This is a genomic window from Silvania hatchlandensis, from assembly GCF_025564065.1.
Taxonomy (GTDB): Bacteria; Pseudomonadota; Gammaproteobacteria; order Enterobacterales; family Enterobacteriaceae; genus Enterobacter; species Enterobacter hatchlandensis.
On sequence record NZ_JAMGZK010000049.1, the window covers coordinates 1 to 12,115 of the forward strand.

General features: G+C 58.7%; 11 protein-coding genes. 3 read left to right on the forward strand and 8 right to left on the reverse strand.

The features are described from left to right. Positions 1-170: 170 nt before the first annotated feature. The 7 genes from M8014_RS12115 to fbaB form a co-directional block, all read right to left on the reverse strand. Positions 171-944, reverse strand: coding sequence for an ABC transporter ATP-binding protein (locus M8014_RS12115; RefSeq protein WP_271282688.1), 774 nt, complete (start codon positions 942-944; stop codon positions 171-173). 9 nt (positions 945-953) lie between these two features. Next, complete coding sequence (locus M8014_RS12120) at positions 954-1,817, reverse strand: ATP-binding cassette domain-containing protein (RefSeq protein WP_271282689.1); 864 nt, start codon at positions 1,815-1,817, stop codon at positions 954-956. After that, a complete protein-coding gene (locus M8014_RS12125) occupies positions 1,789-2,694 on the reverse strand; it encodes an ABC transporter permease (RefSeq protein ID WP_271282690.1) in 906 nt (301 codons plus the stop codon). The genes M8014_RS12120 and M8014_RS12125 overlap by 29 nt, the downstream gene beginning before the upstream one ends. Next, a complete protein-coding gene (locus M8014_RS12130) occupies positions 2,691-3,728 on the reverse strand; it encodes an ABC transporter permease (RefSeq protein ID WP_271282691.1) in 1,038 nt (345 codons plus the stop codon). Before M8014_RS12130 ends, M8014_RS12125 begins: the two co-directional genes overlap by 4 nt. Further along, complete coding sequence (locus M8014_RS12135) at positions 3,725-5,341, reverse strand: ABC transporter substrate-binding protein (RefSeq protein WP_271282692.1); 1,617 nt, start codon at positions 5,339-5,341, stop codon at positions 3,725-3,727. Before M8014_RS12135 ends, M8014_RS12130 begins: the two co-directional genes overlap by 4 nt. Before the next feature lie 33 nt (positions 5,342-5,374). Next, entirely contained in the window at positions 5,375-6,529 is a 1,155-nt protein-coding gene (locus tag M8014_RS12140; RefSeq protein ID WP_271282693.1) for a mandelate racemase family protein, read from the reverse strand. Positions 6,530-6,827: 298 nt separating this feature from the next. Then, positions 6,828-7,880: a class I fructose-bisphosphate aldolase gene (fbaB, locus tag M8014_RS12145; protein WP_271282694.1), complete on the reverse strand. Its 1,053-nt coding sequence runs from the start codon at positions 7,878-7,880 to the stop codon at positions 6,828-6,830. Between the two features lie 252 nt (positions 7,881-8,132). On the opposite strand from fbaB, the gene M8014_RS12150 reads away from it, so the two are divergent. The 3 genes from M8014_RS12150 to M8014_RS12160 are packed head-to-tail and all read left to right on the forward strand — an operon-like array spanning position 8,133 to position 11,361. Then, the gene (locus tag M8014_RS12150) at positions 8,133-9,410 is read left to right on the forward strand and encodes a nucleoside permease (protein ID WP_271282695.1); all 1,278 of its coding nucleotides are present in this window, start codon (positions 8,133-8,135) and stop codon (positions 9,408-9,410) included. Beyond that, positions 9,407-10,411, forward strand: coding sequence for an ADP-ribosylglycohydrolase family protein (locus tag M8014_RS12155; RefSeq protein WP_271282696.1), 1,005 nt, complete (start codon positions 9,407-9,409; stop codon positions 10,409-10,411). The genes M8014_RS12150 and M8014_RS12155 overlap by 4 nt, the downstream gene beginning before the upstream one ends. After that, on the forward strand, positions 10,408-11,361 hold the full coding sequence (locus M8014_RS12160) for a PfkB family carbohydrate kinase (RefSeq protein WP_271282697.1): 954 nt from the start codon (positions 10,408-10,410) through the stop codon (positions 11,359-11,361). The genes M8014_RS12155 and M8014_RS12160 overlap by 4 nt, the downstream gene beginning before the upstream one ends. Here the strand turns inward: M8014_RS12160 and M8014_RS12165 are convergent. Further along, a complete protein-coding gene (locus M8014_RS12165; RefSeq protein ID WP_271282698.1) occupies positions 11,335-12,081 on the reverse strand; it encodes a GntR family transcriptional regulator in 747 nt (248 codons plus the stop codon). The genes M8014_RS12160 and M8014_RS12165 overlap by 27 nt on opposite strands. Between the last annotated feature and the right edge of the window lie 34 nt (positions 12,082-12,115).

A 12,115-nucleotide genomic window follows, 5' to 3' on the forward strand; every position in this document is an offset into this window, starting at 1 on the left:
TTACGTAATGACATGGTATCTCTCGCATCCCAGGGCATAAGTGGCTCCATAAACGGGTTCTTATGCCTTAGTTGTAAGTGTCTACCATGTCCCCGAACAAGTGTTCACTATGTCCCCGGACTGTACAGTGGGAGAGGGTTGGGAGAGGACATCAGGCCGCATCCAACCCACTAATACACCGCCACCTCCCGCGCCATTTCGCGTGAATACTGCTGGCTGGCGGTGACCAGCATCCGCGTATAATCGGTTTTGGCATTCCCGGCCACCAGCTCATCCACGGTCAACGTTTCAAGGATCTTACCGTACTGCATCACCGCCACCTTCTGGCACAGATGCGCAATCACCCCCAGATCGTGGGTCACCATCAGATAGGTCAGCTTCGACTCGCGCTGCAGCTCCGCCAGCAGGTTTAAGATCTCCGCCTGCACCGACACGTCCAGCGCCGAGGTCGGTTCATCGAGCAGCAGCACCTGTGGCTCCAGAATCAACGCCCTGGCAATTGCCACGCGCTGGCGCTGACCACCCGACAGCTGATGCGGATAGCGGTCGCGGAAGGCGCGGTTCAGCCCCACTTTATCCAGCAGGGCATGAATACGCCGATCCCGGTCGTTGATGCCATGGATTTGCAGCGGCTCTTCCAGAATATCGCCGATGGTGTGACGCGGGTGCAGCGAACCATAGGGATCCTGAAACACCATCTGCACCAGCCGACAGCGCTGGGGGCTGATGCGTCGCTCCAGCGCCTGGCCGTTAATCGCTAGCCCCCCCTCCCAGTGGGTGAACAGCCCGGCTAGGCACTTCAGCACCGTGGTTTTGCCGGACCCCGACTCTCCCACCAGGCCATAAATCTCGCCCGGCTGGACGTTAATGTTAACGTCATACAGCACCTGGCTGCGCTTCTCGCCCTCACCGAAGGCCAGATTCAGGTTTTTTACCTCGATCATCTTCGCTCCTTATTCGACCAGCCAGCTGGCCTGGCGCTGCAGCACCGGCAGCACCGGACGGCGGTGATTCATCTCCGGCAGGGCATTGATCAGCCCCTGCGTGTAGGGATGTTTTGCATTGTGCAGATCGCAGGCGGCAATGGATTCCACCACCCGACCGGCGTACATCACCAGCACCCGGTCACAGAAGCTGCGCACCAGGTTGATGTCGTGACTGATAAAGATTAAGCCCAGCCCGCGCGACTGAACTAAATCGTCCAGCAGCCCCAGCACCTGCAGGCGCACCGAGACGTCCAGCGCCGAGGTCGGTTCATCGGCAATCACCAGTTCCGGGTCGGTGATCAGCATCATGGCAATCATGATGCGCTGCCCCTGCCCGCCGGAGATCTCATGCGGATAGAGTTGATACACGCGCTTCGGCTCGCGAATGCGCACCACGTCCAGCATCTCCAGCACTTTGGCTTTGGCTTCCGCCTTGCGCCCCGGATGGTGGGTCAGCCAGGCTTCGGCAATCTGATCCCCGACGCACACCACCGGGTTAAGGGAGTATTTTGGGTCCTGCATGATCATCGAGATGCGCTTGCCGCGAATGCCGCGCATCTGCGCCTCGCTGACGGTACGTAAATCGACATCGCCAAACTGCATCCGCGTGGCGGTGATCTGCGCTTTAGCCGGATGCAGGCGCAGCAGCGCCCGCCCGACGGTGGATTTACCGGAACCCGATTCGCCGACAATCGCCAGCTTCTCGCGCCCGAGCTGAAAGGAGACGCCGCGCACCGCGTTCGTGACCGCGCGTCCGTTGATAAAGTCGACGTGCAGATCGCGCACGTCGAGCAGCGGTGCATCAGTTGCTGCGAGGATCGAGGATGTCACGTAGGCCATCTCCTAAGAAGTTGAACGCCAGGCTGTTGATCAGGATTGCCAGCCCCGGAATAGTCACCACCCACCAGCACTCCATCATATAAGTGCGACCGCTGGAGATCATCGCGCCCCACTCCGGCTCTGGCGGCTGCGCGCCAAGACCCAGGAAACCGAGACCGGCTGCAGTCAGGATGATCCCGGCCATGTTCATGGTGATCCGGATGATTACCGACGGCAGACAGAGCGGGACAACGTGTCGCCACAGTACCCGCACCGGGGATGCCCCCTGCAGACGCACGGCGGAGATAAAGTCAGCCTGGCGTAACGAGAGGGTCTCGGCGCGCGCCAGACGGGCAATCGGCGGCCAGGCTGTAATCGTAATGGCGATGACCACGTGCTCTAGCCCTGGACCGAGGGCGGCAACAAAGGCCAGCGCCAGCACCAGGCTCGGGAACGAGATAAAGATGTCGGTGACGCGCATCAGCACCGCATCGACCTTACCGCCAAAATAACCTGCGGTAACGCCGAGCAGCAGCCCCAGCGGCCCCACGGTGACCGACACCAGCAGCACGATGTACAGCGTAATGCGTGAGCCGTACACCAGGCGGCTGAAGATGTCCCGACCAAACTCATCGGTGCCGAACCAGTGCTGGGCGTTCGGCGCCACCAGGGCGTTATTCAGATCCTGCACCAGCGGGTTATAAGGGGCGATCCACGGCGCGAAGGCCGCGACAATCAACAGCAGCAGGATAATGCCGCCGCCAATCGCCGTTAGCGGATTACGCGCCATCTGCCCGACAAAGCCCGCCGCGCGACGTGCGGTGCGCGCCAGGCGCTGGCGTCCTTCGCTGCGGCCAATCTGCAGCGGTGTATCCAGAGAAACGGTCATGATTTCGTCCTCGGGTCAAAGAGTTGATACAGCATGTCGGAGAGCAGGTTGAGCATCACGAAGATCATCCCCACCAGCAGCACACAGCCCATTACCGCATTCATGTCCCCCAGCAGCAGGCTGCCGGTAAGATACGAGCCAAATCCAGGCCAGGAGAAGACGGTTTCAATCAGGACCGCCCCTTCCAGCAGCGAGCCGTAGGCCAGCGCCACCACCGTCAGCAGCTGGACCAGGATGTTGCGGAACGCGTGGTTCCAGATCACCTGACGCTCGGTTAAGCCTTTTACCCGGGCAGTGATGATGAACTCCTGCGACAGCTGGGCCAGCATAAAGCTGCGGGTCATACGGCTGATGTAGGCCAGAGAGTGGAAACCGAGCAGCGATGCCGGGAGCACCAGATGGTTAATCGCATTCCAGAACACCGTGCTGTTGCCCGCCAGCAGGGCATCGACGGTCATCAGTCCGGTACGACGCGGCACCACGCCTTCGAGGCCCAAATCCAGCCGTCCGGCGCCGCCCACCCAACCGAGCCAGGCGTAGAACAGCAGCAGCCCCATCATCCCCACCCAGAAGATCGGCGTCGAATAACCGGCCAGGCTGATGATGCGCACCACGTAATCGGAAATACTGTTGCGACGCGCCGCTGCCAGCACCCCCAGCGGAATGCCTAAGCCCGCGCCGACAATAATTGCCATCGTCGCCAGCTCCAGCGTCGCCGGGAAGACGCGCAGGATGTCATCCAGAACCGGTTTGCCGGTCAGCAGCGCATTGCCTAAATCGCCGTGCAGCAGGTTGTTGAAGTAAATGCCAAACTGGGTCAGCAGCGACTTGTCAAAGCCCAGCTGGTGATACACCTGCTGATAGGTGCTGTGGTCAGCATCCGGGCCGACAATCGCCAGCACCGGGTCCACCGGCATGACGCGGCCGATAAAAAAGGTCAGCACCAGCAGGCCGAACAGCGTCACCAGCACCTGGGTTACGCGTTTTGAGAAACGCCGGGTCCGGGAGCCTGGCCCGAGTATCGCAACACTCATTTTTCACCTCCGGTTTTGTACACTTCCCGCAGGAAGGTGGTGGCGGACGGATGCGACTGGAAGTTTTTCACCTCGTTACGCACCACCACCGAATCAACCATTTGCGACAGCGGGATCAACGCCGGGATCAACTGGTCGTAGCGGACCTGGATCTGCTGATAATCAACAATCTGTTTCTGCGGATCGCGCTCCAGCAGCGCTTTATCGATCATCTCGTTCAGCGGTTTGTCGTAAAAACTGGTGCGCCAGCCCTGGAAGTTGGTCAGGCGGGCTTCGTCGCTGTTGTCCGGGTTGTAGACCAGCGCGCGCAGGCTGGAGTGAGGATGCGGCTCAACGCCGCTGCCGCCGCGCCCGACCAGCATGTCGAACTTACGTTCGCGCATCGCGCCGTAGATCTGGTTGCCGGTGCCGGTGATGATTTTGGCGTTAATCCCCGCCTGCATCAGCGTGGACTGCACCGCGATGGCAATATTGAGGAAGGGCTGATCCGCCAGCACTCGCAGCGTGGTGTCGAAACCGTCCGGGTAGCCCGCTTCTGCCAGCAGCTTTTTGGCGCGGGGAATGTCCAACGCATAGCCAGGATCCGGCAGCGTTGACGGCATTCCGGCCTTGATCGGTCGCTGGTGCAGGACGCCATAGCCCGGCATCAGCGCTTTGTTGATGCCCTGATAATCAATCAGGTAGCGCACCGCTTCGCGCACTTTCGGGTTGGCGAAGTGATCCTCTTTCATGCTCATCGCCACGTAATAAACCGTGCCCTTCTGCACGGCTTCCACCGTCAGCTGGGGATCTTTACGCAGGGCGTTGATGTCGGCCACCGCCATATTGCTGGCAATATCCAGATCGCCCTTCTCCACCATCAGGCGCAGGGTTTGCGACTCCTGGAAATGGCGCAACACCACCCGGTTCATCTTCGGCTCTTCGCGCCAGTATGTCGGGTTGCGCTGCATGCGCAGCACGTCTTTCGCCTGCCAGGTTTCCAGCATAAACGGTCCGGAACCGGCTTCGTTGGTGGTCAGCCAGCGGTTACCCCAGTCGTTATTGACCTCGTGGCTCTGCACCGTTTTGCGATCCAGCACGCCGAGGTTGCCCAGTGCGCCAAGGGAGTAAATCACCAGTTGAGGATCGTTGGCCTTCGGCAGGGTAAGCTGAACCGTGTAGTCATCAACGGCTTTTACCTGCTGGTCGATGTTTTTCTTGCTGAAACCGTAGGATTTCCACACCGAGGCCTGGGCCAGGTTCAGGTGCAGCAGGCGGCGCATCGACCACACCACGTCCTCGGCAGTGAGCGGGTTGCCGGAGTGGAAGGTCACGTTATCGCGCAGATGGAAGGTCAGGGTTTTGCCGTCCGGGGCAATATCCCAGGATTTCGCCAGCGCCGGTTTAACGTTGGTGAGGGTATTAGGATCCAGTTCCACCAGCGAATCGTAGAGATTGACCACAATGCCGACCACTTCATTACCGGTCATCGCGGCCGGGTCGAGGGTCAGCAGGTTGTTCATGTTCATACCGATGATGAGCTGATCGGACGGCGTTTTTGCGTACGCCGCCCCGCTCCCCATCATCAGCGAGAGCGCGACTAAGCACGCCCCGGCTAAGGGAGATCGTTTCATGTATATATCGCCTGTAGGGTACGTTTTTATTTGTCAGTCGTGGCTGACGGTATTGGCTTCGATATATGCAAAATTAATGTCTTCACCGAGTCCCGGGCGATCCGGCAGGGTGACAATGCCGTTCTCGTCCATCGGATCGACGATGCTATGGAGATACGCGGCCGGAACATCGTAGTCGAGGAACGGGTGCAGCAGACCGCGCTCGTACCAGCGACAGTTCTTGATGGCGCCAATCACCGCGAGGCTTGCCGCGCCGTTGCCGTGTACTTCGCAGTCCATGCCAAACGCTTCGGCCAGGTTTGCCACCTTCAGGGTCGGCGAGATGCCCCCCACGCCGTTAGAGCCGGCACGCAGAATGTCGCAGGCCCCGGCTTTAATCCAGTCGGCACGGCTGTGGTGTTTACCGCCAAGGCTTTCTGGCCCGATGATCGGAATCGACAGATTTTCGGCCAGCCAGGCGTACGAGGACATGCTCTCCTCCTCCATTGGCTCTTCGAACCACGCGAAGTTGAGCTTCTCCAGCTCTTTACCGATGTACAGCGCCTCGGTGCGGCTGTACCAGTGGTAGCCGTCAATCATCAGGTCGATATCCGGGCCCACAGCTTCGCGCACTGCGGCACAGGCTTTGACATCCATCTTTGGATTAGGCGCAAACGAGACCGGCGGCATCCAGGTGTGCAGTTTGATCGCTTTATAGCCGCGCGCGACCAGCGTTTCAGCGAAGCTGGCGTATTCGTCCGGGGTTGAGAGGCCGCCCGGCAGGTCATCCCCGCACATGGTGCTGCCGTAAGCCGGGACTTTATCGCGATAGCCACCGAGCAGTTTCCACACCGGCACGTTAAGCTTGCGACCAATCAGATCCCACAGCGCCTGCTCAACAAACCCCAGCGCGCGCTCGGTCAGCTGATGGGCGCTACCACGCTGCCAGTGCGCCAGCTCCTGCCAGATCTTCTCGCGATTAAACGCATCCTGGCCGATCATCACTTTACGAAAGAAGGTATTGACGACAAAAGGGCGCACCACTTCCGGCGGTGCAAAAGCGTACCCTTGGGTGCCATCGTCTGCGGTAATGGTCAGCATCGCCATTTTAGCCAGGCTTTCCGGCCCCGGATGAGAGTGCCCGGCGGTGTCGGAAACCCGACGCGTGGGATACTGAAAGACGGTGACGTTTACAGATTCGATTTTCATTATCAGTCCTTAACACAACGTTGGTTCTGCGCGGCTTCGCAATATGAAAAGCTGTTTCGAAACTAACTTTAAGCGCAAATTTCACCCACAGCCTTAGACAAATTCCGCTAAGCGTCGACCATTTTCTGTGCATCTGCACGGCAAGAAGTGACACTTTTCACAAAAGGCGGGGGAAGTGTGACGTGGATCGGGATAGATGTTTGAGTGAAATGAAATGGTTTTCGAAAATGTAGACGCCGTATTTGTAGGCCGGGCAAACGCAGTGCCGCCCGGCATTAGCGAAAGACGCAAAGACGAATCAGGCAATTGTCACTTTGCTGTCCAGGTAGACATCCTGCACCGCGTTAATCAGCTTCACGCCGTCGGCCATCGACTTTTTAAACGCCTTGCGACCGAGGATCAGTCCCATCCCGCCCGCGCGTTTGTTGATCACCGCCGTGCGCACCGCATCCGCGAGGTCGGTTTCACCACCCGCAGCTCCCCCGGAGTTGATAAGCCCTGCGCGGCCCATGTAGCAGTTTGCCAACTGGTAGCGCACCAAATCGATGGGGCTGTCGCTGGTCAGCTTGCTGTAGACCCGATCGTCGGTGTAGCCGAATTTCACCGCATTGTAGCCGCCGTTATTCTCGGCCATTTTCTGCTTCACAATATCCGCCCCGATGGTGGCCGCCAGATGGTTAGCCTGCCCGGTGAGGTCGGCGGAGACGTGATAATCGGTCCCGTCTTTGTTAAACGCCGGGTTGCGCAGATAAGCCCACAGCACGGTCACCAGACCCAGCTCGTGCGCACGCTCAAAGGCCGCCGAGATCTCTTCTATCTGACGCCGCGACTGCTCTGAACCAAAGTAGATGGTCGCTCCTACCGCGACGGCCCCCATATTGAACGCCTGCTCGACGCTGGCGTACAGGGTCTGGTCATACTCGGTGGGATAACTCAGGGTTTCGTTATGGTTTAGCTTCACGAGGAACGGAATGCGGTGCGCATAGCGCCGCGACACGGAGGCCAGCACGCCGTAGGTGGAAGCAACGCAGTTACAGCCCGCTTCAATTGCCAGCTCAACAATGTTCTTTGGATCAAAATAGAGCGGATTAGCGGCAAACGACGCCCCGGCCGAATGCTCCACGCCCTGGTCAACCGGCAGAATCGACAGATAGCCTGTACCGCCAAGACGCCCGGTGTTATACAGCGTCTGCATATTGCGCAGCACGGCAGGTGGACGGTTATTGTCGACCATCACCCGGTCGACGTAGTCGTGACCGGGCAGGTAAAGATGGTCGGCTGGAATGGTCATACAACGATGCTGTAACAGGCTGTCGGCGTCTTTGCCAAGCAGCTGCGCAATATCAGTCATAGCTTTGCTCCCGTCAGGGCCGACGTGATGTCGGCGCGTAGTATCCAGGCCCACATTTTTGTGAGCAGACTAAGCCTGGTACCGCCTGAACAGATTTTCCACCGCCTGAAGCGCATTTCCATACCGCTTACTGGCGCGTTTCGTGTACAACAATTTTGTTACACCGATCAAACAATCACCACAAAGGTATTTAAAAGGTATTATTGAATGGTATGTTAAAGGCGTACCCTCTCTGACATGCAGGATGAAGCAATGAAAACGAAAGTCCAACTGTCATTCATGATGTTTGTTGAATGGTTTATCTGGGGCGCATGGTTTGTGCCGCTGTGGCTGTGGCTGAGTAAAAGCGGCTTCAGCGCCGGGGAAATCGGCTGGTCGTATGCCTGTACCGCAATTGCGGCGATCCTCTCGCCAATCCTCGTCGGCTCGCTGACTGACCGCTTCTTCGCCGCCCAGAAAGTGCTGGCGGTGCTGATGTTTGCCGGTGCCGTGCTGATGTACTTCGCCGCGCAACAGACCGAGTTCAGCACCTTTTTCCCGCTGCTGCTGGCCTATTCCCTGACCTATATGCCGACCATCGCGCTGACCAATAGTATCGCCTTTGCCAACGTTGATGATATGGAGGCGGATTTCCCCCGCATTCGCGTCATGGGCACCATCGGCTGGATCGCCTCTGGCCTGGCGTGCGGGTTCCTGCCGCAGATGCTGGGCTACAGCGATATCTCCGATACCAATATTCCACTGCTGATGACCGCCGCCAGCTCTGCCCTGCTTGGCGTGTTCGCACTGTTCCTGCCGAACACCCCGCCGAAGAGTACCGGCAAGCTGGACCTCAAAGTGATGCTGGGGCTCGATGCCCTGATCCTGCTGCGCGACAGGAATTTCCTGGTGTTCTTCTTCTGCTCGTTCCTGTTCGCGATGCCGCTGGCGTTCTACTACATCTTCGCCACTGGCTACCTGACCGAAGTGGGCATGAAAAACGCCACGGGTTGGATGACGCTCGGTCAGTTCTCCGAAATTTTCTTTATGCTGGCCCTGCCGTTCTTTACCAAACGCTTTGGTATTAAGAAGGTCTTGTTGCTGGGTCTTATCACCGCCGCTATTCGCTATGGTTTCTTTGTTTACGGCGGTGCGGAACAATACTTCACCTACGCCCTGCTGTTCCTCGGTATTTTGCTGCACGGCGTGAGCTACGACTTCTACTACGTGACGGCGTACATTTACGTGGACAAAAAAGCGCCGGCGCACATGCGTACCGCCGCGCAGGGCTTGATTACGCTGTGCTGCCAGGGCTTTGGTAGCCTGCTGGGTTACCGTCTGGGCGGCGTGATGATGGAAAAAATGTTCGCTTATAAAGAGCCGGTGAATGGGCTGACCTTCAACTGGGCCGGAATGTGGACGTTTGGGGCAATCATGATTGCGGTGATTGCCGTGCTGTTTATGCTGTTTTTCCGCGAATCGGATAAAGAGATCACCGCAATTGAGGTGGTTGATGGCGATACCGCGCTGACACAAGGGGAAGTTAAATGAAACACGAACGTGTTCTCGGGGCTCTTTACGGGCAGGCGTTAGGGGATGCGATGGGCATGCCATCGGAGCTGTGGCCGAGAAAGCGCGTGAAAGCGCACTTCGGCTGGATCGACCGTTTTTTACCCGGCCCAGCAGAGAATAACGCGGCCTGCTATTTCAACCGCGCGGAATTCACTGATGATACCTCAATGGCGCTGTGTCTCGCCGACGCGATTATCGAGTGCGACGGGCAGATTAATGCGGACGTTATCGGCAAACATATCCTGCGCTGGGCGCTCGATTTCGATGCCTTTAATAAGAACGTACTCGGCCCGACGTCGAAAATCGCCCTCAACGCCATTCGCGACGGCAAGCCGGTCAGCGAGCTGGAAAACAACGGCGTCACCAACGGGGCGGCGATGCGTGCCTCCCCGCTGGGCTGCCTGCTGCCCGCGATGCCTCTGGAGCACTTTGTTGAACAGGTCGCGCTGGCCTCCAGCCCGACCCATAAATCGGATCTCGCCATCGCCGGTGCGGTGGTGATTGCCTGGACGATTTCACGCGCCATCGACGGTGAGCGCTGGCAAAACATCGCTGATGCCCTGCCGGGTATCGCCCGCTATGCGCAGGAGGCCAAAACCACCACTTTCAGCGCGTCGCTTGCCGCGCGCATTGAACTGGCGCTCAAAACCGTGCGGGAGGCCACTGGCACAGAGTCCGCCAGCGAGCAGGTGTATCAACTTATCGGGGCGGGAACCAGCACCATTGAGTCCGTTCCGGCGGCGATCGCGATGGTTGAGCTGGCGGGGACTGACCCGAACCGCTGCGCTATTTTATGCGCCAACCTGGGCGGCGATACGGACACCATTGGCGCAATGGCAACGGCTATCTGTGGGGCGCTGCACGGCGTGCAGGCGATTGACCCGGCGCTGAAGAACGAACTCGACGCCGTTAACCGTCTCGATTTTGGTCATTACTGCGAAAAACTCCTGCACTACCGGGAGCAAAGGGAGGCCGTATGAGTTTGTTAGCCCAGCGTCTGGAAGCCTTACACGCCACGCGCCCGGTCACGGTGCTGGGTGCGGCGGTGATTGACGTGATCGCCGATGCCTACGCCCTGCCCTGGCGCGGGTGTGATATCGAGCTAAAACAGCAGGGCGTCAACATTGGCGGCTGCGCGCTGAACATCGCCATCGCCCTGAAGCGGCTGGGTATCAGCGCACAAAACGCGCTGCCCGTCGGTCACGGCGTGTGGGCGGACATTATTCGTCACGCAATGGCAAAACAGGATCTGCACAGCGTCGTGGAAGCTGAAACCGGCGACAACGGCTGGTGCCTGGCGCTGGTGGAGCCTGACGGCGAGCGGACCTTTATGTCGTTTAGCGGGGTGGAAAACCAGTGGCAGCAACCCTGGCTGGATGCGCTTACCGTGCCGCCTGACAGTCTGGTCTATCTGTCGGGTTACCAGCTGGCATCACCGTGCGGGGAGTTACTGACGGGCTGGCTGGAAGGACTGCAGGACGTGACGCCGTTTATCGACTTTGGCCCGCGTATTGCGGATATTCCTGACCCGCTGATGGCGCGGATTATGGCCTGTAACCCGATCGTGTCGATCAATCGCCAGGAGGCGCAGCTCGCCGCTGAAAGATGGGGTGTCGAGGATGACAGTTTAGGCGCGTACTGGCAGCAGCGGTTCGGCTCAGTGCTGATTGTCCGTCACGACAAAGACGGTGCAGCCTGGTATGATGCTGAAACCTCGGGCTATGTTCCTGCCTTTCCGGCTACCGTGGTCGACACCATTGGCGCAGGTGACAGCCACGCGGGCGGTACGCTTGCCGGGCTGGCGGCGGGGTGGAGTCTGGCTGACGCGGTGATGCTGGGCAATGCCGTGGCCGCCTGGGTGGTCAGCCATCGCGGAGGGGACTGTGCACCCACGCGCGAGGCGTTACTCTTCGCACACAAAGACGTATAGATCGCTGCGACAGTAGCTAATGCTGTACTCAATGGGCCGGTGTTGCTGGTCAAGCGCAATCTGCTTGATCACCAGCACCGGGATTTTGTCATCCATTTTGATATGGGTCTGAAATTCACTGTCCGGCATGCGGGCGCTGACGCGAGAACGGGTCCGCTGCGGGAAGATATTCTGGCTGCGAAAGTAGTCGTACAGCGAAATACCAATCGCATCCGGGTCAGGGATCAGCGCTACCGGAACCCAGGACTCTTCAATCGAGACGGCGTCATCATCCACATAGCGAATACGCTTCAGCAAAAAGACGTCACTTTCCGGGGCAATCGACAGCTGGCTGGCAACCTCTTCCGGACACTTCACCACCCGCTTGTTGACCCATAGCGTGTTGGGTTTTTTACCGCGCAGCACCACCTGCTGAGAAAAACCGCGCGCTTCCTTAAGGGAATATTCAAAGATATTATTGATTTGTGTCCCGTAGCCCCGGGCGCGCGTCACTACCCCCTCCTCTTCCAGCGCCTGCATCGCTTTACGCACCGTAATGCGCGACACCCCGGTTAACTGGCTCAGATCGCGCTCGCCTGGCAGAATATTCCCGTGGGCCAGCACCCCGCTGCGCACCGCATTTTTTACCGTTTCGGCAAACTTCAGGTACAGCGGGGTATTGTCCGGTGCCGCGATCCGTTCAGTCAGCTCAGCAATTAGCCGGGTATGCGCTTGTTCCATCTCTGTTTTTCTCAGGCCTGATATCTCCTGCCAG